This is a genomic window from Streptomyces sp. NBC_00414 (assembly GCF_036038375.1).
In the GTDB taxonomy this organism is placed as follows: domain Bacteria; phylum Actinomycetota; class Actinomycetes; order Streptomycetales; family Streptomycetaceae; genus Streptomyces.
Genome location: NZ_CP107935.1, coordinates 2,031,817 through 2,056,431, shown reverse-complemented (window position 1 = coordinate 2,056,431; position 24,615 = coordinate 2,031,817). Strand labels below are relative to the sequence as shown.

15 protein-coding genes are annotated in these 24,615 nt (G+C 71.7%); 10 read left to right on the top strand and 5 right to left on the bottom strand.

Going from position 1 to position 24,615, the window contains the following annotated elements; all coding sequences use genetic code 11:
* Position 1 precedes the first annotated feature (1 nt).
* The 8 genes from OHS59_RS08885 to OHS59_RS08850 all read left to right on the top strand — a co-directional run bounded on the left by OHS59_RS08885 (position 2) and on the right by OHS59_RS08850 (position 14,948).
* A complete protein-coding gene (locus tag OHS59_RS08885; RefSeq protein ID WP_328492833.1) occupies positions 2-3,007 on the top strand; it encodes a hypothetical protein in 3,006 nt (1,001 codons plus the stop codon).
* A 232-nt stretch (positions 3,008-3,239) separates the two neighbouring features.
* A complete protein-coding gene (locus OHS59_RS08880) occupies positions 3,240-5,585 on the top strand; it encodes a hypothetical protein (RefSeq protein ID WP_328492832.1) in 2,346 nt (781 codons plus the stop codon).
* Between the two features lie 242 nt (positions 5,586-5,827).
* Positions 5,828-6,838, top strand: a complete 1,011-nt coding sequence (locus OHS59_RS08875) for a CHRD domain-containing protein (RefSeq protein ID WP_328492831.1) — start codon at positions 5,828-5,830, stop codon at positions 6,836-6,838.
* Positions 6,839-6,882: 44 nt separating this feature from the next.
* Entirely contained in the window at positions 6,883-7,524 is a 642-nt protein-coding gene (locus OHS59_RS08870) for a hypothetical protein (RefSeq protein WP_328492830.1), read from the top strand.
* A 273-nt stretch (positions 7,525-7,797) separates the two neighbouring features.
* Entirely contained in the window at positions 7,798-8,328 is a 531-nt protein-coding gene (locus OHS59_RS08865; protein ID WP_328492829.1) for a sigma-70 family RNA polymerase sigma factor, read from the top strand.
* 455 nt (positions 8,329-8,783) lie between these two features.
* Positions 8,784-11,759 carry an AfsR/SARP family transcriptional regulator gene (locus OHS59_RS08860; protein ID WP_328492828.1) on the top strand — a complete coding sequence of 992 codons (2,976 nt, stop codon included), beginning with the start codon at positions 8,784-8,786 and terminating at the stop codon, positions 11,757-11,759.
* A 188-nt stretch (positions 11,760-11,947) separates the two neighbouring features.
* Complete coding sequence (locus OHS59_RS08855) at positions 11,948-13,999, top strand: phosphocholine-specific phospholipase C (protein ID WP_328492827.1); 2,052 nt, start codon at positions 11,948-11,950, stop codon at positions 13,997-13,999.
* A gap of 127 nt (positions 14,000-14,126) precedes the next feature.
* Entirely contained in the window at positions 14,127-14,948 is an 822-nt protein-coding gene (locus OHS59_RS08850; RefSeq protein ID WP_328492826.1) for a phospholipid scramblase-related protein, read from the top strand.
* Positions 14,949-15,020: 72 nt separating this feature from the next.
* Here the strand turns inward: OHS59_RS08850 and OHS59_RS08845 are convergent, their stop codons facing one another.
* Positions 15,021-15,995 carry a DMT family transporter gene (locus OHS59_RS08845; protein WP_328492825.1) on the bottom strand — a complete coding sequence of 325 codons (975 nt, stop codon included), beginning with the start codon at positions 15,993-15,995 and terminating at the stop codon, positions 15,021-15,023.
* Complete coding sequence (locus OHS59_RS08840) at positions 15,992-16,855, bottom strand: phosphatase PAP2 family protein (protein WP_328492824.1); 864 nt, start codon at positions 16,853-16,855, stop codon at positions 15,992-15,994. Before OHS59_RS08840 ends, OHS59_RS08845 begins: the two co-directional genes overlap by 4 nt.
* 182 nt (positions 16,856-17,037) lie before the next feature.
* Between OHS59_RS08840 and OHS59_RS08835 the strand changes: the two genes are divergently transcribed.
* Complete coding sequence (locus tag OHS59_RS08835) at positions 17,038-17,661, top strand: TetR/AcrR family transcriptional regulator (RefSeq protein ID WP_328492823.1); 624 nt, start codon at positions 17,038-17,040, stop codon at positions 17,659-17,661.
* 219 nt (positions 17,662-17,880) lie between these two features.
* Here OHS59_RS08835 and OHS59_RS08830 read toward each other — a convergent pair whose 3' ends face one another.
* From OHS59_RS08830 to OHS59_RS08820, 3 genes are read right to left on the bottom strand one after another with little or no spacing between them, the layout of a single operon-like run.
* Positions 17,881-18,846, bottom strand: a complete 966-nt coding sequence (locus OHS59_RS08830; RefSeq protein WP_328492822.1) for a DUF2510 domain-containing protein — start codon at positions 18,844-18,846, stop codon at positions 17,881-17,883.
* Positions 18,847-18,900: 54 nt separating this feature from the next.
* The gene (locus OHS59_RS08825) at positions 18,901-20,130 is read right to left on the bottom strand and encodes an anhydro-N-acetylmuramic acid kinase (RefSeq protein ID WP_328492821.1); all 1,230 of its coding nucleotides are present in this window, start codon (positions 20,128-20,130) and stop codon (positions 18,901-18,903) included.
* 4 nt (positions 20,131-20,134) lie between these two features.
* Complete coding sequence (locus OHS59_RS08820) at positions 20,135-21,523, bottom strand: MFS transporter (RefSeq protein WP_328492820.1); 1,389 nt, start codon at positions 21,521-21,523, stop codon at positions 20,135-20,137.
* Positions 21,524-21,794: 271 nt separating this feature from the next.
* Between OHS59_RS08820 and OHS59_RS08815 the strand changes: the two genes are divergently transcribed.
* On the top strand, positions 21,795-24,476 hold the full coding sequence (locus OHS59_RS08815) for an ATP-binding protein (RefSeq protein WP_328492819.1): 2,682 nt from the start codon (positions 21,795-21,797) through the stop codon (positions 24,474-24,476).
* Positions 24,477-24,615 lie beyond the last annotated feature (139 nt).

Sequence of the window (24,615 nt, the reverse complement as noted above, 5' to 3'; positions counted from 1 at the left end):
GATGCCCACCGCACCCCACCCCCAGAACACGGACGAGCTGTACCAGGCGCTCAAGGAGAACGACCGGCGCCCCTACGGCCGTACCCGCACCGTCACCGCCGAGGAAATCGTCGACGCCGCCGAGCGGTTCGACGATCCCGTCACACTCGTGCACGCGCTCCTCGAACTCCAGGAGGCGTACACCTACGGCTCCGAACCCAGGAAGTCGCCCGTCGTCTTCGCGCGTCTGCTCACGCTCTTCGACGAGCAGCCCGACGCCTTCGACGAGCGCCTGCGCCACATGCTGTTCTGGCGGTTCAAGTGGGTGGCCAACGCCCTGCGCGCGCTGCCCGAGATACCGCTGACCAGCCTGCGCCAGTGGCTGACGGAGATGCGCGCCCGCTACGAGAAGGCCGGCCTCGATCTCCAGCCCTACTACGGACAGGCCTACCAGCTCGCCGCCCACGTCGGCGAGGACACCGTCTCCGCGTACGAGCTGTGGGCGGCCCGCACCCGCACCCGGCTCAGTGACTGCGAGGCCTGCGAGATCTGCGAGCGCGCCCTGTTCCATCTCGCGGCGGGTGACGACGAGCGGGCGCTGCGCGCCTGGGAACCCGTCCTGGCCGGGAAGGAGTCCTGCCAGGAGGAGCCGGCCCGCTCCCTGTCGTACGCGCTGCTGCCCCTGCTGCGCACCGGCGGCGCCGACCGGGCACGCGAACTGCACCTCGCCGGGTACCGCGGCTGCCGCCGCAACCCGTCGATGGCCGGGGAGGTCGGCCGGCACCTGGAGTTCTGCGCGCTGACCGGCAACGAGGCCCGCGGCCTGGAGCTGCTGTCCGAGAACCGGAACCTGTTCGACGAGGTCGAATCACCGCTGGACCAGCTCGACTTCCTGACCGGAGCGGAAGTCCTCCTCCAGCGCGTCGGACTCCTCGGCCACGACGAACTGCCCGCCGCCGGATACGCGGGCCGCACCTGGATGGTGGCCGGCCTGCGCGCCGAGGTGAAGGGCCGTGCCGACGACCTCGCCGCCCGCTTCGACGCCCGCAACGGAACCACGGCCCACACCGACCGTCGCCGGTCCCGGCTCGGCCGTGCCCCGCTCCTGGAATCGCTGGAACTGACCCTGCGCTCCCGCAGCCTGGACGACGTGGCCGCGACGGCCTCGGCGGCCCCGGTGGCCGCGCCCGTCGCGGCCACCGCCCGTACGGTCGCCGCCGTCCCCGACTCGCTGCCCGAACTCATCCTGCGCGCGAGGGAGTTGGAGGAGCAGGGGCATCCGGACGTGGTGGCCTGCTGGGCGCGGCTGCGTACGCTCACCGCGTCCCGGGACTACGTCCACCCCGACGACCCGGCCGTGGGCCCGCTCGTACAGCTGCGCGCGGACCTGCTGGCCGACGAGGCGGGCCGGGCGGGCGAGAAGGACGAGTTCGCCGACGCCGCCGACCTCCACGAGGAGGCCGCGGCTCTGTACGAGGACGCCGGAGCGCCGGGCCATGCCGCGCTCGCCCGCGCCGGCGCCCTGCTCGCCACCGCCGGGACCCCCGCACCGGCCCCCGACGCGCCGGACGACGGATCGGCCGCGACGGCCGCCGAGGCGGCCGAGGCGAAGGCCGCCGCCCTGACCGCCGCCCACGCCTCCATGGTCCGCCTGTACGAGGAGACCCCCGGCCTCGCTCCCTACCAGGAAGCACGCCTGCTGCGGATGCGGGCGACCGCGCTCGGCCTGCGCCTGCAGACCTCGGGCAGCGAGGAGCACGTCGCGCCGGTCTTCGCCGAGGCGGAGCTGCTGCACGAGTTCGCCGTCCGGCACGACATCGCCGGGCAGATCTCCGGCGCCCTGCTGCTGCGGGCCAGCACCCACGCCCTCGCCGGCGACCTGCCCGCCGCGGTCACCGGGATCGACGCCACCCTCGACCGGCTCAAGGCACACGGTCCCGCCTGGCACCTGCCGCGCACGCTCGGCCTGCGCGGCCGGCTCCAACTCGGCCTCCGGGACGCCGAGAGCGCCTGTGCGGACCTCACCGAGGGCCTGCGACTGGCCGCCGACTGGCCGGCCGACGCGATCGACACCAGCCGCCTCCACGCTGATCTGGCCGAAGCCTGCATGCGCCTGGGCCGCCCCGACGAGGCACTGCGGCACCTGACACGCTCGGCCGAGGTGGACCTGCGCCGCGGCAGCCGCACGGACGCGTTCTGCGCGTACGGCAACGCGGCCCAGCTCAGCCTCGACCTGGGCCGCGTCGAGGACTGCATCGCGCTGGTCGACTCCCTGCTGGCCGAACCTGATGTCGTCGCCGGAGAGATGAACGACCGGATCGTGGCGCAGCTGCGCCTGACCCGCGCCCGCGCGCTGCACGCGGGGGAGGACCTCAAGGCGGCCACGGCGGAGTTCGTCGCCCTCGCGGCGGAGTCGGCCGACTGGGACGACGATCTGGGGAGCCACGCCATGATCGCCGCGGAGACGGCCGCACTCCTCGGTGAGTCCGGCGAGTTCGGCCGGGCCCGCGAGGCGGCGGACCAGGCACTCGCCGCCCACGCCCGGGTCCCGCGCTACGAGCAGCTCAGCAACTGCCTGCGCGAACTGGCCCGCCTCCGGGCCCAGCAGCAGGGTGCGGACGGCCTGGCCGACGCCCTCGCCCTCCTCTCCGACGCGGGCCGCGTCGCCGACGAGGCCCGCGTCGCCGAGTACGAGGCACGCGGCCGCTCCCTGGACTCCGCCCTGGCGTACGAACACGGGCGGGTCAACGCCTACGCCGGTGAGTACGAGGCCGCCCTGACCGCCCTGGACAAGGCCCTCACCCTGCTCGGCGAGCGCGGACCGGAGCGGGACGGCACGGCGGAGTGGGCCGAGGAGTGGGCCGAGTGCGTCCGCCTCGCGGCCGCCGTGGAGGGCATCTACCTGGAACGCCCCGCCCTGGCCCTGACCCGCCTCGACACGGCGATCTCCCGCCTGACCACCTCGGGCCACACGGAGGAGGCCGAACAACTGCTCTCCCTGGCGAACCGGCTTCGGGACGAGGAGTGAGGGGGCGACAGGTGACCGCTGCGCGAAGGCAGTTGGGGTCGGTGGCACTGCTGGTGGGCCGGAGACGGCGCCTGCTACTTTGCGGTGAACGCCGCACCCCGCCTCGGCAGGCGCGGGCACCGGGCATCTAGCGGTGACGCTCAGCGCCTGTCGGGCTGACCTGGCCGGACGTCGAACACCTACGGCTGGGGGCTTGGTGTCGAAGGCACGACTGGCGCTGTGGCCTCTGATCGTGTTCCTTCCAGGCTTCGCCGCGCTGTGGGTCTTCTGGCACGTCGCGGAGCGGGGGCGGCCCGGCCTTCCCGGCCTCTTCGAATTCCGCAGTGCCACATGGGGCGACGGAATTCTCCTGCCGCTCCTCGCCCTCTGCCTGCGCGTGATGACAGAACGGCTGCGACCGGCGGGAGGGATCGTCCACCGTGGGAGGACCGTGACGGCGGGCGCTCTCACAGGGGCGGCCGTCGGCGTGTCCGTGATCGTCACCTGGTTCGTCGAGGACCGGCCGGCGCTCAACTGGACGATGCAGAAGCCTCATTCCTTCACAGCGGCCGGGACGTGGCACGCGGTGTTCCTCGTCGCGGCGTGCGCGTTCTTCGCCTGGCTGGTGACCGACCTGGCACTGCACCTGCGGCACAGCGACGAGGCCGCCGTCAGACGGTCGCTCTCGTCGTCCTGGGCGGCCGTGGCCCTCGCGTGCACGGCGGGATACGCCTCATTCGGCATCTCCGACGCACTGGGCTCGGGCGGGAGCGTAGGCGGGACGACGTCCCTCGTGATGCTGGTGGGCGCCGCGGTCCTGGTGGGCTGTGCCATGTTCTTCGTCCCCGGGGGATTCCATCCTCGATACGTCGATGTGTTGCTCACCTCGTCGATCCTCACCGTGTGTCTGATCGTCTTCGTCGACGCCCGTCCGCACGTGGAAGCACTGACCTACGCCGCGCTCGTCAGTGCCATGGCCTGTGCGGTCGGACTGGCGGGGACGAAGACGGTCGGCGCGAGCATCTCCGCCGTGGAGACGCTGGGGGTGTGCGGGCTCTTCGGGCTGGTGACCGTGTTCGTCTCGACGATCCAGTCCGCCACCCTCTGGACGGTGTTCGCGTCCCCTCTGCTGGCCGTCGCGGGCGCCGTCGCTCTGCGGTGGCTCCGCTCGAAGGTCACTCGTCCGCCGTCCCAGGCGCCCATCACCGGTCAGTACCTCACGGGCGCCGGGATCGCCGCCTGTCTGCTGGCGGCTTCCACCTTCGGTGCGTGGCTGGGGGAGCGGGAGAACTACGAGATCACCGGTGGGTTCGTCCTCACCATCGTGGGCGCGGTACTCGGCGGCGCCTTCTTCCAGTACTTCAAGTCCGACTTCGAAGAACTCATGGCCGTCGAGGGCGATCCTGCTCTCCGTTCCGCGGGTCGACTGCCAGGCGCCGCACAGCGGGACGTGGCCACGCGAGTCTGGATCAGGCTCGCCGGTTTCACCGTGGCAGCGTTCTCGGGAATTCTCGTACTGACGATCTCCCTCGCTCCTTCGCTGGGCTGGCACGCGGGGCGGGCACCGATCGGCTGGCGCACGGTGGCGGTGGTCGCCGCTGCCGCCGCCGTCTGCGTGGTCCTCGCAGCCGGGGCGCTGGGAGCCGCGTGGCGGACACACACCGAAGGGGAGCCCAGGACCGTACCGGTGCGCGGGGACGCCCCGGCGTGGTCGTGCGCAGCCTGTGGGCTGTTGGTGTGCGTCGCTGCGGCACTGGAGGTCCGGCGGGGCGGTGCCGTCAACGTGCCGGCGGTGGTGCAGTCGATCGTCATGGCGCTCTTTGCCGCCGAGGCGATCTGCGGCAACGGGATGTGGCTGCATTTCACGCGGCTGAGACCGAGTTCCCGCTGTGCCCTCGCGACGGTGGTGCCGGCCGTCGGACTGAGCATCTACTGGTCCCTGACGTGTCTCATCCGCCCGGAGGGAGCCGGAGCGGGCCTGGGCCCGTCGTTGTTCGCGTGGTTCTGTGCCGCGCTCTCGGTCCTCGCTCTGGTCGCGTCCACCACCGCGGCCGTCTATGTGGCAGGCGGGCGGCCCTACCAGACGGACTACCCTCCACTGAAATGCGCTGTTCAGGACATCTTCCTGCTCACCATTCTCTGGCTGGCCCTCGGGTGGGCCCCGCACACCGTGCTGACGCATGTTCCGGAGACCGCCCCGGAGCGATGGGCGGCGATCGGGACCATCCTTGCCGGCTTCATGCTCACCTTCTGCCCGCCGTTCCTGTGGGCCATCGAAAGCAACGACACGCACGTGTGCAGGCAGCGGCGGATCCGGGGCGCGACGGAAGCACCCGCTCACGGCCCGGCTTTCGCCGACGCGTCCATCCAGCGCATCGCCGGTCTGCCCGGAAGAATGCGGAGTTACCGCCGAGCCGTGGCGAACGGTGAAGGCATATCCGAAGAGGACCGGACCGCCGACCACTTCATCGTCCGGCTGAGCGGCCACACCGCGGTACAGAACGCACTCGCCCTCTCGATCGCGTGCATCTCTCTGGTCGGAGCCGTCGGCATCACGTCCGGTTTCACGGCCCCGCCCTACCGGCCGCCCACCGCGTAACACCGCCGTAGGTTCCTTCGGTGACCCGGCCGGGTGACAGCAGCCTCCCTGAACGTCCCGTTCTCCGCGACGACCTGTCCGAACCGGGGACCGGACGTGGTGACGCTCCCCAATTGGCCTCAGCCGGTTCCAGGAACGTCTCAGAAGTGTCACCGGGTGACCCGGGGCGCAGGGGCATCCCGTGTCTCGGGTGTTAGGCCGCGGACACACCCGCGGTGACATCCACGGGGAGGCAGAACCTCATGAACAGCAAGCGTTTCGCGCTGATCGCCACGGCCGCCATGACCAGCGCCCTGATGCTGACCGCCTGCAACGGCGACGACATCGACGCGGGCGGGGCCCACGCGTCGGCGGGCGGGCACGCGTCGGCGGACTCGGCTCAGGCCGCGGGGGCGATCGGCCGGTACGGCAAGGACGCGGCCGGGGCGACGTTCTTCGCCTCGGCCCTCACCGGCGACAACGAGGTGCCCGTGGAGGGCAAGCCGGCGGTCGGTGACAAGGACGGCCGCGCCGTGGCGTTCATGCGCGTCCAGGGCCAGGACGTCTCCTTCGCGTTGGCGTGGAGCGGTACGGCCACTCCGACCCTGGCACACCTGCACCAGGGCGGGCGCGGAGTCAACGGCGACGTGAAGATCCCGTTCTTCACCGAGAAGCTCAAGGACGGCACCAAGCACGTCTACGGCACCGTGAAGGTACGGGACGCCGCGCTGCTGCGTGACATCAAGGCACACCCCGAGAAGTTCTACTTCAACCTGCACACCGGTGAGTTCCCCGGCGGCGCCGTCCGCGGCCAGGCGTTCGCCCTCCCCGGCAGCGTCAATCTGCCGGACACGATCCGGGACTCGGCCCTGCGCGGTGTCGTCAAGGGATCCCAGGTCTACGCCTGCACCGAGCAGCCCGACGGCACCTACGCCTTCACCCAGGACAACGTCGAAGCCACCCTCCAGGGCGACATCGACCACACCTTCGCCAAGCCCGGCCCCGCGGGGCCCCCGCAGTGGATCGCCCCTGACGGTTCCTCCGTCACGGGCAGCGTCGTCAACAAGTTCGACAACGGTGAGGGCAACATCCCCGAACTCGTCCTGAAGGCGACGCGGACGGGCGCGGACAAGGGGCTGCTGGCCAAGACCCGGACGGTCCTGCGGCTCAACACCGAGGGCGGGGTGGCACCCGCCGGCAACTGCGACGCCGGTACCCACCCCACGGCCAAGGTGCCCTACACCGCCGACTATCTCTTCCTCGCCACCCAGTGACACCTCGGGGTGAGGTGCCGCGTACGGACGAAGCGAGGAAGGCCATGAACACGTACAACCGAACACGCAGTCACGCGCACAACCGGAGAACCGGGTTCGCCGCGGGAGCCGTGGCGCTGGCGCTGGCACTGTCCGCCTGCGGCGCGGACCGGCCGGGCGAGGGCGATGCCGCGCGGGCGGCCGGGGCGGAGCCGTCGGCGAAGATCACGCTGGAGGTGGTCGAGGAACCGGCTGTGCCCCTGCGTTCCGACGACTCGTACGCCGCGGCTCCGGACGGCACGGAGGCGGGTGCGGGGCGGCCCGCCCTGGGGGTTCTGAACAGTCCCGGGCTCGGCCGGGTGCTGCAGGACAGGAACGGCCGGACGCTGTATCTGTTCACGAAGGACACGCCGTGGCCGATGAAGACGGCCTGTGACGCCGAGTGCCTGGAGAAGTGGACGCCCAGCGAGCCCGTCACGGCGGCGGACGCGAAGGCCGCGGGGCTCGATCCCCAGGTCCTGTTCCCGTTCACCACGCCGGACGGTGGCAGGCAGGAGTCCTTCAACTGCTGGCCCGCGTACACCTTCAAGGGTGACAAGAGGCCCGGGGACACGAACGGACAGGGCGTGGGAGGGGTGTGGTTCGCGATCAAGGCGGACATCCCCCGGAGCGACCGCGGAAGGACCGTGCCCGCGGCGAAGGGATGAGGACGGCCGTGCCCGCGGCGAAGGGATGAGGGCGAGGGAATCCTCGGGTGACAGGTGGGGCCTCGTGCGTCGCAGAGGCCCCACGAGTCGGGCAAAGGTGCAGGTCGGCGGATGGTGACGGCCGTGGTGGCCCGCTCGTCACTCTTTCGGCACTGGCCGCTGCCTACGGTCGGTCCCGAATCCAGATACCTCCCCGCGTGCTACCGCGACCGGACAGTCCCCCGCCTGTCCGGACGGAGCACCGGTGCGACAGAGAACCGGGAACAAGTCACCATGACGCTACTCGCGGGCATCGCTCCATCGACCACCTCCGCGGCTCCCGACGCCGTGGACGACCTGGTGGAGCAGCACAGAGACGCACTCCACGCCTACGCGCACAGGCTGCTCTCGGACCACCACCTCGCCGAGGACATAGTCCAGGAGACGTTCATCAGGGCATGGCGTCATACGGACAGACTCCTCAACCGGGAAGGGTCCGTACGCGGCTGGCTGTTCAAGGTCGCGCGGAACCTGATCATCGACCGGTCGCGGAGTGCCTACGCGCGGCACGAGACGGTGACCACCGACAGCGGGGACCCGGCCCAGGACGACCACACCGAACCGGCGCACGCGTCCATGGAAGCCGTCTCCCTGCTGCGGAACGTCTCGGCCGAGCATCGGAAGGTGCTCGTCTACCTCTACATCTACGGATGCAGCGTCGAGGAGACCGCACGCATCCTGGGCGTGCCGTCGGGCACGGTGAGGTCACGTCGCCACCTGGCACTCCGCGCCCTGCGCAACCGCCGCTCGTCGCTGGGGTACTGACCCCGTCGTCGCCGGGTACCGACCCCGTCCGGCGCCGGGGTACCGACCCCGTCGCTCCCCTGTACGTACTGAAGGGCCCCACTGGTCGCAGTGGGGCCCTTCGGCATGTGCGCCCCTCGTGTGCGCCCTTCGTGGGCGTCCCTCGCGAGCCGGACGTGACCGAGGAGCGCGTTTTCTTCTCGACTGGCCGCAAATGGCCATGTCTGGCGTCCACTCGACCGCGTCCCGCACAGTGTGGGGCGCGGTCGCCCGCAGGTGACCCACGGGGTCGGGAAGGCCGCCCGATGTCGCGTTCGTGTACGGAGTGTCTCCGCTCTGTCGCCGCCGTGCCACGCGGCGGCAACCGGGTGAGGGCTTCAGGATCATGCCCCGTACCAGCGCACGAGCGGCGCACTTCACGCCCTCGACCGGACCAGCACTCGTGTCACTCGCAGCACTCGTAGGGAGAACCAGAAGTGAGCCCCGAGAACCAGCCCACGGCGGACGTCGCACTGCGTTTCGCGGTGCTCGGGCCCCTCAGGGCCTGGCGGCACACGACGGAACTCAGCCTGGGGCCGCCGAAGCAGCGGTCGCTGCTGGCACTGCTCCTGGTGCAGGCCGACCGGCCGGTACCGCTGCACCAGATAGTCGACGCCTTATGGGACGACGATCCGCCGGAGCACGCGGTCAACGTCGTCCACCGGCACGTCGGCGCACTCCGGAGACTGCTCGAACCGGAGCTGACCCAGAGAACCCGGGCCCGCGTCCTGGTGCGCGCGGCGGGCGGCTACCGGCTGAACACCGCGGACGAGGCACTGGACCTTCAGAGGTTCCGCACGCTGCGCGACGCCGCGCAGACCGCCTCGGCCGCCGGGCGGCCGGCGGAAGCCACCGGCCTGTTCGTCCGGGCGCTCTCCCTGCGGCTCGGCCACACCGCGGCCGGACTTCCCCGTACGGCGTACTCCCACTCGGTGTTCGCCGGAGTCGACGCCGAGTGTCTGCACGCGGCCAGGGACGCCGCCGACGCGGCGCTGGCCGCGGGACTCACGTCCAGGGTGCTCCCGCTGGTCAGGCAGGCGGCCGAGAGCGACCCCCTGAACGAGTGCCTCCAGGCGCGGCTCATCCTCGTCCTCGCCGCCGAGGGCCTGGCGGCCCAGGCCCTGGACCACTACCAGGTCGTCCGGTCCCGGCTCACGAGTGAGCTGGGCGTCGATCCCGGCCCCGAACTGCGTGACGCCCAGATCCGCGTACTGCGCGGCACCGTCGCACCGGCGAGGACCTTCCGCTCCGAAGGCTCCGCGGACCTCGAAGACTCCGGCGGCTTCGGCGGCTTGGGCGATACGAAGGTCGCGTACGCCGCCGGTGGGTCATCCCCAGGGGCCTCCACGGGGGCCTCCCCTGGGGTGCGACCCGCCCAACTACCCGCAGACCTGCACACGTTCACCGGCAGGAAGCCCGAACTGGACTGGCTGCGCGACCTGTTGCCGGCCGACGGCGGCACGCCGACAGCCGTCGTCATCAGCGCGATCGGCGGTGCGCCGGGCGTGGGGAAGACCACGCTCGCCCTGCACTGGGCCCACCGCAACGCCCGCCACTTCCCCGACGGACAGCTGTACGTCAACCTGCGCGGATACGACCCGGCAGGCGTCGCGCTCAGCGCGTCGACCGCGATCTGCTACTTCCTGGAGGCACTCGGCGTACCGGCGGAGGACATCCCGCCGAGCCTCGACGGCCAGGCCGCCCTGTACCGCAGCGTGCTGGCCGGACGGCGCGTCCTGGTGGTCCTGGACAACGCCCGCAACGCCGAACAGGTACGCCCGCTGCTGCCGGGAACACCGACGTGCCTCACGGTGATCACCAGCCGGGAGCAGATGCCCGGACTCGTCGCCGCCAACGGAGCGCGTTCCCTGCGGCTGGACATCCTCACCGTCGCCGAGTCCATCGAGTTCATGTCGAAACGGCTGGGCGCCGCGCGCGTCGCGGCCGACCGGCCGGCGGCGATCGACATCGCCGAGCAGTGCGGCCGGCTGCCCCTGGCCCTGGCGATCGTGTGCGCGCGTGCGGAGGGCCATCCTTCCGCACCGCTCGCGGACATCGCCGCGGAGCTCGCGGAGAGCCGCGACGACCTCGGTGTCTTCGCCGTGGGGGATCCGGCCACCGACACGCGCTCGGTCTTCTCCTGGTCGTACCGCACACTGACCCCGGAGGCGGCCCGCCTCTTCCGGCTGCTGTGGATGTGCCCGCCCCACGGCGTCTCCCTGCAGGCCGTGGCGAGCCTCGCGAGGCTGACGACCGCACAGACGCGTCCGGTGCTGTCCGAGCTCACCCGGGCCAGCCTGTGGACCGAACCCGCGCCCGGTCTCTACGGCTCCCACGAGTTGCTGCGGACCTTCAGCCAGGAGCTCTCCCTGGCCGAGGACTCCGCCGACGCCCGCGAGGACGCCCGTGCCCGGCTCTTCGACCACTACCTGCACAGCGCGCGCGGCGCGGCCACTCTGCTGTACACGCATCGCGAACCTCTCTCACTGCCCCCGGCCGCCCCCGGTGCGCAGGTCATCGCGTTCACGGACACGGACAGCGCGGCGAAGTGGCTCGTCCGGGAGATGCCGGCGCTGGAGGCGGTGATCACCAGGGACAGCGGTCAGGGCACCGGTGCGCACGCCTGGCGGATGGCGGCGACCCTCGAACTCGTCCTCGACCGGCGAGGACGCCGTGAGGAGCAGATCGAACTGCACACCACGGCGCTCGCCGGCGCGCAGCGACTCGGGGAGCGGCTGGGCGAGGCCCACATGCATCGGGTGCTCGGCTTCGCCCACGTCAGGACGAACGACCACGAGCGGGGTGCCGCGCACCTGGAACGGGCGCTGGAGCTGTTCACCGAGAGGGGAGACGTCCCCTTCACCGCGCTGACGCACCGCTACCTGGCGTTCCTGGCGAACGCCCGGCAGGACCACCGCGAGGCCCTGGCGCAGTACAAGATCGCCTGCTCCCTCTACACGAGCACGCGGGCCTACGTCGGCATCGCGAGCGTCACCAACGAGGTGGCCTGGACGCGCCTTCTCCTGCACGAGTACGAGGAGGCGCTGGGGGACTGCCGCCGCGCGGTCCGCATCGCGAACAGGTCGGGCAACAGGAACATCGAGGCGGCGGCCTGGGACACCATGGGCGTCGCACACCACCGCCTCGGACAGCACGACGAGGCCCTGGAGGCCTTCGACCAGGCGCTCACCCACTACCGCGACCTCAACGACGCCTCGCTGATCGCCGACACCCTCATCCACCGGGGCGAAGCACTCGCCGTCACCTCCCCGCAGGAGGCCCGCCGGGCATGGAACGAGGCACTCGGCATCCTCGACACCCTCGGCCACACGGAGGCCGACAGACTGCGCGAGCTGCTGGAGGAACACGACGGGGATCCCGCAAGGAACGGGCCGGTGACCATCAACATCTGAGACCGGCCCGGCCTCCTCCGCTCCGAGGCCACCGGCACCTCACGTACCGCCGTCTTTCACACAGGCGCCACGCGGCCCTTCCCTGACGTTTGTTGCGCTTGGAACACTCGCTTCGCGCACGTTTCGGGTGTGCGCAGGTCCGTCCGTCAGTCGCACCCGTACCCGTCAGGACGAGAGGTCACCCAGTCATGACCGAAGTGAATAGGCGCCGTTTCCTGCAACTCGCAGGCGGCACCGCGGCGTTCACCGCGCTGTCGGAGAGCATCGCCAAGGCCGCCGCGATCCCCGCGGGCTATCACCGCGGGACCATCGAGGATGTCGAGCACGTCGTCGTCCTGATGCAGGAGAACCGTTCCTTCGACCACTACTTCGGTGCGTTGCGGGGGGTCCGCGGTTTCGGCGATCCGCACCCGGTCGCGCTCGACAACGGCAAGTCCGTGTGGCACCAGTCCGACGGCACCAAGGACCTGCTGCCCTTCCACCCGGAGGCCGACGACCTCGGCATGCAGTTCCTGGAGGGCCTGCCGCACAGCTGGCCCGACGGGCACGCCGCCTACAACGGGGGCAAGTACGACAAGTGGGTCCCCGCGAAGGGCGCCACGACCATGGCGTACCTGACCCGCGAGGACATCCCGTTCCACTACGCGCTCGCCGACACCTTCACCGTCTGCGACGCGTACCACTGCTCGTTCATCGGCTCCACCGACCCGAACCGCTACTACATGTGGACGGGCTTCACGGGGAACGACGGCAAGGGCGGCGGGCCGGTGCTCGGCAACGACGAGCTCGGCTACGACTGGACGACCTACCCCGAGCGGCTGGAGGAGGCCGGGATCTCCTGGAAGGTCTACCAGGACATCGGCGACGGCCTGGACGCGGCCGGCTCCTGGGGCTGGATCTCGGACGCCTACCGCGGGAACTACGGCGACAACTCGCTGCTCTACTTCAACAAGTACCGCAACGCCAAGGCCGGCGACCCTCTCTTCGACAAGGCCCGCACCGGCACCGACGCCCGCAAGGGCGAGGGCTACTTCGAGCAGCTGCGCGCCGACGTCGTGGGCGGAAAGCTGCCGCAGGTCTCCTGGATCGCCGCCCCCGAGGCGTTCTCCGAGCACTCCAACTGGCCCTCCAACTACGGCGCCTGGTACATCTCCCAGGTCCTGGAGGCGCTCACCGCCGACCCCGCGGTGTGGGCGAAGACGGCCCTGTTCATCACGTACGACGAGAACGACGGCTTCTTCGACCACCTGGTCCCGCCGCTGCCGCCGGCCTCGGCCGCCCGGGGCAGGTCCACCGTCGACGTCGGCCCGGACCTCTTCGCGGGCAGCTCGAAGTACGTCGCCGGACCCTACGGTCTCGGCCCGCGGGTGCCGATGCTCGTCGTCTCGCCCTGGAGCAAGGGCGGTTACGTCTGCTCCGAGACCCTCGACCACACCTCGATCGTCCGGTTCCTGGAGCGCCGCTTCGGAGTCGAGGAGCCCAACATCTCGCCCTGGCGCCGGGCCATCTGCGGCGACCTGACCTCCGCGTTCGACTTCTCCCGCAAGGACGGCAAGCCCGCCCACCTCCCGGACACCGACGCGTACGAGCCGCCGGACAAGGACCGGCACCCGGACTACAAGCCCACCCCGCCCGCCGACCCGAAGCTGCCCCGGCAGGAGCGCGGTCTGCGGCCCGCCCGTCCGCTGCGGTACGCACCCTGGATCGACGGCTCGGCCGACGCGAAGGCCGGGAAGTTCACGCTGACCTTCGCCTCGGGCAAGAAGGCCGGCGCCTCCTTCCACGTGACCTCCGCGAACCGCGCCGACGGCCCCTGGATGTACACCACCGAGGCGGGCAAGAGCGTCTCGGACACCTGGAACTCCGCGTACTCGAACGGCTCGTACGACCTGACCGTGCACGGGCCCAACGGTTTCGTCCGCGTCTTCAAGGGCCCCGGCAAGAGCGCGGGACCCGAGGTCACCGCCCGCCACGACGGGGACGACATCGGGCTGACCCTCACCAACAAGGGCGCCCGCACGGTGAACCTGAAGCTCACCGACGGCTACGGCGGCAGGCCCAGGTCGTTCAAGGTGCGGCCCGGCGCGACCGTGAAGCACACCGTGGACCTGCGGGCGAGCAGGCGCTGGTACGACCTCACCGTCGTCTCCGACGCGGACACCTCGTTCCTGCGCCGGTTCGCCGGGCATGTCGAGAACGGCCGGGCGGGCGTCAGCGACCCGGCGATCGCGACGGCTTAGGAGAGACCGCCGGGAGAGCAGGGACAGGAGAGGTGGTACGGGTGAGGCGACAGTGCACGGGAGATGCGATGAGTACCACATGGGACGGACTGGTCATGTACCTGCGGGACCGCGGTAGTGTGCCCCGGTGACCACGCATTCGAACACAGTTGCAGGTTGGTATCCGGATCCGCAGGGCGCGCCCCAGACCCTGAGGTACTGGGACGGAACCCAGTGGACCGAGCACACGAACCAGGACCAGCAGCAGGCGCAGCCTGCCCAGCAGGTGCCGGCGCCCGCGGGCGCCGATCCGCGCGTCCAGCAGCAGGTGCAGCAGCGGGCCGGTGTCGCGCCGAACTCGGCCGGTGGCGGGACCCTGTTCACCGAGCCGGTCCTGGTGGTGAACCAGAAGGCCAAGCTGATCGAGCTGACCAACGAGTACAAGGTCATGGACCAGCAGGGCAACCAGCTCGGCTCGGTCGTCCAGGTCGGGCAGAACGCGCTGAAGAAGATATTGCGCTTCGTCGCCAGCATCGACCAGTTCATGACGCACAAGCTGGAGATCCGTGACGCGTACGGTCAGCCGCAACTGCTGCTGACCCGGCCCCGCAAGTTCCTGAAGTCCCGGGTGCTCGTGGCGCGTCCGGACGGTTCGCCGATCGGTGAGATCGCCCAGCAGAACATGTTCGGGAAGATCAACTTCGCGATCAAGGTCGATGGTCAGCAGGTCGGCGCGATCAAGGCGGAGAACTGGCGTGCCTGGAACTTCGCGATCGTCGACCACACCGACACCGAGGTCGCCCGGATCACCAAGACCTGGGAAGGTCTCGCGAAGACGATGTTCACCACTGCGGACAACTACGTCCTGCAGATCCACTTCCAGCTTCCCGAGCCCCTGCTGAGCCTCGTGATCGCGACGGCGCTCACCGTCGACACGGCGCTCAAGCAGGACTCGCGCGGCCTGGGCTGAGCCACCGGTACACATGAGGAGGGCGGTCGCGGATCTCCGCGACCGCCCTCCTCATGTCCGTTCGGGGCGGTTCTACAGCGAGGTGAGATGCCCCGGCTTCGGCTGCCGCGGCAGCAGCGAGCGCTCGTACGCTGCCGATTCGGCCTCCAGCGCGAGGACCGCCGCCACGGGATGCGGCTCCTCCTCCACCGCCGGAGGCACGGGCACGGGTACGGGCGCCGGCACGGGATCAGGCGTGGAACGCGAGAGCGTCACCACGCCCCAGGCCGAGACCGCCGCCCCGGCCCCCGCCAGGAGCAGCCCCGCCACCCCGCCCTGCAGCCGCTCGCCGAGGAGCGAGAGGCCGATCACCGCGGCGGCGATCGGATTGGCCAGCGTCACCACGGCCAGCGGCGCGCCGAGCCCGCCCTTGTAGGCGGTCTGCGACAGCAGCAGTCCGCCCGCGGCGAAGGCCGCGACCAGCACGGCCACCACGATCACCTGTCCGCCGAGCAGCGGACCCGAGCGGTCCGTAGCGGCGACCGTCACGGTCTGCGTGAGCGCCGAGGCGACACCCGAGGCGAAACCGGACGCGGACGCGTGCCGGAGCCCGGGACGGGCGCCCGGCCGGGCCAGGAAGCCGATCAGGGTCGCGGTGGCGCCCGCCACGGCCAGCGCCTGCGGGACGCTCAGCACGTCGTCGGGCGCGGGCCCGGACGCCGTCACGAGTACGGCGGAGAGCCCGATCAGCGTCAGGGCCGTACCGCGCCACTCGACCGTGCTGACCCGCCGCCCCGCCAGGCGCGCGCCCAGCGGCACCGCGGCGACGAGTGTGAGCGCGCCGAGCGGCTGGACGAGGGTGAGGGTCCCGTACTTGAGGGCGGCCACGTGCAGCAGCGCGGCACCCGCGTTGAGGCCGACCGACCACCACCAGGCGCTGTCGCCCAGCAGGCGCAGCACTCCGGAGTCCCCGGTCCGGGACGCCAGCCGTTCCTGCGCCACCGCGGCGGCCGCGTACGCGACGGCGGAGAACAGCGACAGGACGACGGCGAGGAGGGTCGCGCTCATCGCCGCGCTCCCACGAGGCCGGACGCTTCCGGCACGTCCGGAGCATGCGGTACGCCGGATGCCGGGCCGCCCGACGCGAGCGGTACGGGGCTGTCGGCGTCCCCGGCCTCCCGGTCGGGTTCGGCGGTCGCCGGTGCCCCGCGGGGCGGGCGGACGACGGCGAGGACGATGCCGAGGATCGCGGCCGCCACGATCGCGTCGAGCCAGTAGTGGTTGGCCGTCCCGACTATCACCGCCAGCGTCAGCAGCGGGTGCAGCAGCCACAGCCACCGCCACCGGGACCGGGTCGCCGCGATGAGGCCGATCGCCACCATCAGGGCCCAGCCGAAGTGCAGCGAGGGCATCGCCGCGAACTGGTTCGAGAGGGAGTCGGTCTCGGGGGAGGCGCCGTACACCGTGGGCCCGTACACCTGCCCGGTGTCGACGAGGCCCGTCGCTGCGAGCATCCGCGGCGGTGCGAGCGGGAATGTGAGATGCACCACCAGGGCTGCGGCGGTGACCGCGGCGAGGACCCGCCGGGCCCACCTGTAGTGCCCCGGACGCCGCAGGTACAGCCAGATAAGGAAGGCCGCCGTGGCGGGGAAGTGCACTGTCGCGTAATAGGTGTTGACGATGTGGACGAGGGTGTCGCCGTGCAGCATCGCGGTCTGTACGGAGCCCTCGCCGGGCAGGTGCAGGAACCGCTCCAGGTCCCACACGCGGTGGGCGTTGCCGAAGGCCTCGGCGGTGTGGCCGGTGGCCAGCTGCCGGCCGAGTTTGTAGACGAGGAAGAGTCCCGCGACGAGCAGGACCTCACGGACGAGGGGTGGCCGCGGTATCGCGGCGGATCCCTTCTGTGCAGGCTCGGTTGGGAGTCTCATCCCCCGGCCCCTTTGCTTGACGGTCTCAACGGTGCTGATGCGTGGTGAGCCCAGGAGGGGATCCACTCGACACAGGGGTGGGTCCTGTCCAAGGCTCATCGATACGCCAGTGTACCGATACGAAGCCGTTCCGGTACACTGGCGTATCGATAGGGTGCCGAAAACGAGCGAGGGGAAGCGCCATGACGTCGCAGGCAGCGGAGGGACCGGAGACGGTCGCCGCCTCGCGCCGCTCCAAGATCACGCCCGAGCGTGAGCAGGAGTTCTTCGACGCCGTGCTCGACCAGGTCCGCGAGTGCGGCTACGACGCGCTGACGATGGAGGGCGTGGCCACCAGCACCCGGTGCAGCAAGTCCACGCTCTACCGGCAGTGGAAGACGAAGCCGCAGTTCGTGGCGGCCGCGCTGCGCGCCAACCACTGCCCCAAGTTCATCGGCATCGACACCGGCTCGCTCGCCGGTGACCTGCGCGCCGTCGCCCGTACGGCGGGCGAGCGGTCCGACGAGGACACCCGGCTCATGCAGGCGCTCGGGCAGTCCGTGATGCAGGACGAGGAACTGAAGCGCGCCCTGCGGGACGCCCTGGTGGAACCCGAACTCGACGCGCTGCGGGCGATGATCGGGCGCGCGGTCGAGCGGGGAGAGATCACCGCCGACCATCCGGTACTGGAGTTCGTGCCGGCGCAGCTGCTCGGCGTGCTCCGGGTCAGACCCATCCTCGAAGGGCGGCACGCGGACGCGGACTATCTGCTGCGCTACGTGGAAGTGGCCCTGCTGCCCGCCCTCGGGCTGTCGGACCCCCCTTAGAACTCAGGCCGCCGTCCATGGGATGACTGGACGGTGACCTGATCGCGCCGCACCGTGGGGACGGGGGCGGCGCGCACCCCCCGGCCGGGTGGGGTTCCTCTTGAGCGGAGAGGCGCCCCACCCGGCCGATCGGTGTGCGGGGGTCGTGTCCCGCACACCCTCGTACTTCCTGCACACGTCCTGCGTCCTAGACGTTCTGCGTCCTACACGTCCTGCGTCCTAGACGTCCTGGCCGTTGCCACCGCCGCCGGCGGACTCCTTGATGCCCTTCGTGATGTCGTCGATCACCGACTGCTTGGGCGCCCCGGAGCCGACGTCGATGCCGAAGCGCACGACGACGAGCTGCTTGGCGTTGGCGGGCGCCGGGAAGACCAGCGACTCGACGTAGCCGTCGGCGCCCTTGCTCGTGACGACCTTCCAGCGGACCGCGTAGCCCTTCTGCCCCGCCACGGTGACGGCCTTCGAGGAGAGCTCGTCGTGCGAGGTGATCTTGCCGTAGCTCTTGCCGCCGTAGGATTCCTCGGCGTTCTTGGAGATGTCCTCCTTGGCCGCCGCCTCGACGGTGGTGGCCTTGAGCTCCAGGGCGAGCGCGGGAGCGGAGTAGGCGCCGCCGCGCGTACAGGTCGCCGAGGCGTCGCCCGGGCACTTGTAGGAGTCCTTGGACGTCACCTGGGCGCCCACCTGGATGGTCGAGCCGCTCCAGTCGTCGGGCACCGGGAGGCTGATGCCGTTGACGGGGTCGGCGGCGAAGCCGTCCTCGGACTGCTGTGGCTGCGGAACCCCGCTCTCACCGCCGTCCTGGCCGCCCGGACCGCCCTGGCCGCCGCCGTCCTGGCCCTGCGGGCCGCCCGGCAGCGACGGCGTGGGCTGGGCGTTGCTCTGCTCGGGGCTGTCCGAACCGTCGTCGGCGGTCAGCGCGTACACCCCGCCGCCGATGCCCGCGAGCACCGCTATGGCGGCGGCCACGGCTATCGCCGTACGCACTCCGCGCCGGGGCCCGCCCGGGCTCGCGCCCCCGTACGGGGTGCCCGGCGGATATGCCGGGGGACCACCCCATGCGGCGGCCGACTCCGCGGGGCGGGTCTGGTCCGTCCATGTACTGCCGTCCCACCAGCGCTGCGTGGCGGGACCGTCACTTGTCTGCCCGGGGTCGGGATACCAGCCGGGGGGAGTCGCCTGCGTCATGGCCCCACCGTATGAGGTGTGGGTGAAAGCCGTATGAGAGGACCCCGATTCAGGTCACACCAGCACCAGGCGCACCGGCTGTTTCGCGCCTGCGGGCATCGGCGGGAATCCGTCCCGCCCCGGCGTGAGCGAGCCGAGCACACTGGCGTGCCGGGCGCCGGTACTCCTCGGATCGGTGCCCGTGAGCCCGTGCAGCGTCAGGAATCCGAGAACGGCGAAGGCGTACGCCTCCTTGGCCGCCGCGGGCAGACCGAGGCTGTCGGAGACGCGGAGCGGCACTCCCGGCAGTTCCGCGCCGAGCATCTCCATGAGAACGGGATTGCGCGTCCCGCCGCCCGAGACGATCACCTCGGTGGCGCGCGGGGACCCGGTGGCGCTCAGGGAACGGACGGCGTCCGCCACCGTCCGCGCGGTGAGCCGGGTGAGCGTCGCGACCACGTCCTCGGCGGTCGGCGGCACATCCGCACGGGCCGATGTCACGTTCTTGTCGGGCGACGTCACGTCCGCGTCGGGCGACGCGGCGAGATCGGCGAGCGCCGCGAGCAGGTAGCCCTCGTGGAACAGCTCCTTTCCGGTCGTCTTGGGGGCCGGCCGCGCGTAGTACGGCTCGTCGAGCAGGCGCCGCAGCAGGGGCTCGTGCACGGTGCCCCGGGCGGCCATGGCCCCGTCGGCGTCGAAGTCGCGGCCGGTGAAGCGGCGTACGGCCGCGTCGATCAGCGCGCCCGCGGGGCCCGTGTCGAAGGCGGTGCCGTCGGGTGCGGTGAGGTTGGCGATGCCGCCGAGGTTCAGCGCGACCGGTGTGCCCGGCCGCCCGCGCAGCCACAGGAGGTCGACCAGGCTCACCAGGGGCGCGCCCTGGCCGCCCGCGGCGATGTCACGCGGCCGGAGGTCGGCGACCACGGGAAGTCCGGTCGCCTCCGCGATCCAGGCCGGCTGCCCGATCTGGAGGGTGCCGCGCACCTGCCCCTCGTCGGCCCGGTGGAAGACCGTCTGGCCGTGCGAGGCGATCAACTCGGCCCGCCCGTCGCACAGTTCGCGCTGGGCGCGGACGGCGGCCCCGGCGAAGGCCTGCCCGATGAGTGTGTCCAGCCGGCACACCTCGGCGAGGGTGGTGGCCGACGGGGGCAGCGCCGCCGCGAGCGCCTCGCGCAGTCCGGCCCCGTACGGCTCGCTCACCATCCCGAGCGGCCGGAGCACCAGGCTCTCCCCGTCGAGGTGCAGGTCGGCGGCTGCCGCGTCGATCGCGTCGTACGACGTGCCGGACATCAGACCGATCACCCGCACCTGCTCAACTCCCCTTCTCTGCCTGCTCTGTCCGTGCTGTCCGGTTCCCTGTCCGCTTCTTCTGTGCGCGCGCGTTCCCGGCGGCCGTCCGCTTCTCACGGAGTGTCAGGAGTGCGACCGCGCTGACCGCGCAGGTGGCCGCCGCGTAGTACGCCGGGATGTCCACACTGCCCGTCCGCTCGATCGTCTCCGTGATGATGAGGCCCGCGCACCCCGAGAACACGGCATTGGACAGGGCGTAGGCGAGTCCCAGGCCCGTGTACCGCACGCTCGTCGGGAACATCTCCGAGAGCATCGCGGGTCCGGGGCCCGCCATCAGGCCCACGGTCGCCCCCGCCACGAACACGGCGGCGCCCTTGAGCGCGTTCGAAGTGCCCCCGTCCTGAAGGAGGTCGAGCAGCGGGACGGCCAGCACGGAGACCAGCAGCGCGCCGGTGACCATCACCGGCCGCCGGCCGATGCGGTCGCTCAGCAGGCCCGCAGGGATGATCGTGGCCGCGAAGCCCAGGTTGGCCAGGACCGTGGCCACCAGCGCCTGCTGGAAGGTGGCGTTCAGCGAAGTCTGCAGATACGAGGGGAGCACGACGAGGAAGGTGTAACCGGCGGCGGCCCAGCCCATGACGCGCCCCGCGCCCAGCGCGATCGCCCGCACCACCGCACGCCCCGGAGGCCGTTCGGGCCGCTGTTCCTCCTCACCGGACCGGTGCGCCCGGAGGGCCAGGAAGGACGGTGTCTCGTCGAGGCGCAGCCGCAGCCACAGGGCCCCGAGCCCCATCGGCAGCGTCAGCAGGAACGGCAGCCGCCAGCCCCAGGAGTTCAGCTGCGCCTCGGTGAGCAGGGTCGCGAGGAGCGCCGCCGCTCCCGCCCCGCCCAACAGCCCCAGCGCCACCGTGAACGACTGCCACGACCCGTACAGCCCTCGCCTGCCCGGGGGCGCGAACTCCGTCATCACCGACACCGCCCCGCCGAACTCCCCGCCCGCGGACAGCCCTTGGACCACCCGGAGGAGGGTGAGCAGCCAGGGAGCGAGAGCGCCCACCGTGTCGTACGTGGGCAGGACGCCGATCAGGGTCGTGGCGGCCGTCATGAGGACGATGACCAGGACCAGCACGGGACGGCGGCCCACCCGGTCGCCGAGCCGGCCGAACAGCGCGGCGCCCACGGGCCGGAAGAAGAACGCGAGCGCGAACGACGCGTACGTCCGGACCAGGGCCTCGGCCTCGGTGCCGCCCTCCGGGGTGAAGAACCGGGCCGCGATGACCGTCGCGAAATAGCCGTAGACACCGAACTCGTACCACTCGATGAAGTTGCCCACCGACCCCGCGACCAGTGCCCGGCGGGAACGCTCCGGCCGGTCGGCCGACAGCCCGGAGGCGTGCGCCGGGGCACCCATACCGTTCCTCCCGTACTGGGTCGTGCCCGGAGGGCCTGGGTGAAAGGCCTGCCCGGCGATTCCGCCGACGATGCTGAAAGTTAGTTTCAGTTCACGGCAGCTGACAGTCAATAACTTTCACCCTTGCTGGTCGGCGGCCCGGCCCGTCGCCTCCCGTCCTCCACCGTCATCCGTGACGGCAACAGGTGTCCCGACCAGGCTCCATCGCGCCTTCCGGAGGGCTAGGCTCGAAGTCTGCACGTCGTTCGGGCGAACCTGGGGAGGTAGCGGGATGACGGAGGCACGGCCGGATGCGGCCGCCTCGGCACCGCTCTGGGAGCGCGACGCGGAACTCGCCGCGGTCGCGGAGGCGGTCGACGCCCTGTGCGCCGGCTCCGCCGCCGGCAGCCTGCTGGTCTTCACCGGCGAGGCGGGCATCGGCAAGACCGCTCTGCTCGCCCAGGTCCGCGCCGTCGCGGAGAGCCGCTGCACGGTCTGGTCGGCCCGCGGCGGCGAGACGATCACGTCCGTTCCGTTCAACGTCGTCCGGCAGCTGCTGCAGCCCGCACTCGTGGCACTCATGCCCGACGAGGCACGCGAGTACTTCGGCGACTGGTACGACATCGCCGGACCCGCACTCGGCATAGCCGAGCCGGGCGCACGCCAGGCCGACCCGCAGGGCGTGTGCGACGGCCTGGTCGCCGCCGTGCGCAGACTCGCCCGCCGCGAGTGGCCGCTGGTACTGATCATCGACGACGCCCACTGGGCCGACCAGGAGACCCTGCACTGGCTCGGTGCCTTCGCCGAGCGCCTCGACGATCTGCCCGTCCTCGTCGTGGTCGCCCGCCGCCCCGGGGACGCCACCGGCGAGAGCGCCCGCCACCTCGACACGCTCGGCGCGCTGGCCCGCCCGATGCCCAGCCTGCGCGCACTCACCCCGGACGCCACGGCCGGACTCACCCGCGCCACACTCGGCGCGCACGCCGACGCCCCGTTCTGCCGCGAGGTCTGGGCGGTCACCGGCGGCAACCCCTACGAGAGCGTGGAACTCCTCGCCAAGGTCCAGGACAGCGAACTGGAACCCGTCGAGGACTCCGCTGCCGAACTGCGCGCCCTGAACCGCGCGGCACGCGGCCGCGGACTCGTCGACCGGCTGGAGGGCCTCGGCGTCGACGCCACCAAGTTCGCCTGGGCCGCCGCCATCCTCGGCACACAGATCTCCGTGGACCTCGCCGCCGAACTGGCCGGAATGCAACGCGACGACGCGGAACGCTGCGCGGTGCGGCTGAGCGTCGCACGCATCCTCACCGAGGCCGACCGGTCACCCGGACGGGCCGACGAGGGCGAGCTGGAGTTCGTCCACCCGCTCATCGCCACCGCCGTCTACCGCTCGATCCCGGACGCGCTGCGCACCGCCATGCACGGCGTGGCCGCCTCGGTCGTCACCGCGTCGGGGCTCGGCGCCGCCGCGGCCTCCCGCCATCTGCTGGAGGTCCATCCGGACGACGACCCCGAACTCGTGGAGCAGATGCGCGAGGCCGCCCGCGAACACCTCGCCGTCGGCGCCCCGGACGCGGCCCGCCGATGCCTGGAGCGCGCCCTGGTGGAACCGCCGCTCCCGGAGGTCCACGCGCGCGTGCTCTACGAACTGGGCTGCGCCACGCTCCTCACCTCGCCCGCGACCACGATCGGATACCTGCGCCAGGCGCTCACGGTGCACGGCCTGGAGGAGGAACTGCGGGTCGACGCGGTCTGCCGCCTGTCCTCGGCACTCGTCCACAACGACCAGCTGGAGGAGGCCGTCGCGGTGGTCGACGCGGAGGCCGACCGGCTCGAAGCCGGTCCCGCGAGGATGCGGCTGCAGGCCGTGCACTACATGTGGGAGGGCATCCACGCCGGCGAGGAGGACGCGCCCGGCCGCTCGCGCCGGCTGGCCCAGCTGGTCAAGCCCCTCACCGGCCGTGACAACTCCGAGCGCGCCCTGCTCGTCCTGCGGGCCTTCGACGCCATGACCCGCGGGGAGAACGCCGAGGAGGTCGCCGAACTCTGCGACCGCTCGCTCGTCAACGGCCGTCTCGCGCCCGGACTCGGCTGGACCGACACCGAGTGGAGCTTCGAGCTCCTCATGATGCTCGGCATCTCGTACACGTACGCGGACCGGCTCGACCGTGCCGAGAGCCTTTTCACCGAGGCCCGGCGGACGTACGAGTCCGCCGGCTGGAGCGGTGGCCATCTGGCCCTCGCGCACGCGTTCGGCGGGTACGTGCTCCGCAGGCGGGGCCGCCTGAGAGAAGCGGACGAGGCGCTGCGCGAGGCCTTGCGGCTCGCGGACCGGGTGGGCCGTGGACTGCCCATGCACTGGTCGGCGGCGTGCATGCTCATCGACACCCTGCTCGCCCGCGGCCATGTCGCCGAGGCCGAGGAGATCGCCGAGCGGTACTCCTTCGAGCCGCCGCACCCGTCCACGATCGTCCTGCCGGACACCCACTCGATAAGGGGCCGGCTGCTCATCGCCACCGGTCGTGTCGAGGAGGGGGTGAACGAACTGGAGACCGCGGAGAAGATGTCCGCGGCCCGCGGCGGTCACAACACGGTGATGGCGCCCTGGGCGGGCGATCTCGCCCGGACCCTCGCCGCCGAGGACCCGCGCCGGGCCGCGGAGGTCGCGGCCGACGCCCGCGTCCAGGCCGAGCGCTTCGGCACCGACACGGCCATCGGCGAGGCCCTGCGCTGCGCCGCCGTCCTGGAGACGGGTCAGCGCTCGGTCGCCCTGTACGGTCAGGCGGTCGCGTACCTGGAATCGTCCCCCTGCGCCTACGAACACGCCGCGGCGCGCGTCGAGTACGGCATCGCGTCCCGCTCGCCCTCGGAAATCAACCGGGGCCTGACCTTGGCCGAATCCTGCGGAGCGGACGGCCTGGCAACCCGAGCCCGCGAGGCACTGGGCCCGGACGCCCCGCCCCCGCCCCCGTAGGGGCGCGGGGAACTGCGCGTCCAGCCTTCACGTACCCGCAGTGTGCATGCGGGGGTGCCTGGACGGATGAGCCGCGGGACTCGAACCGAACTGCGGGCTCGGCGGGCCCCGTAGGGGCGCGGGGAACTGCGCGGCCGGC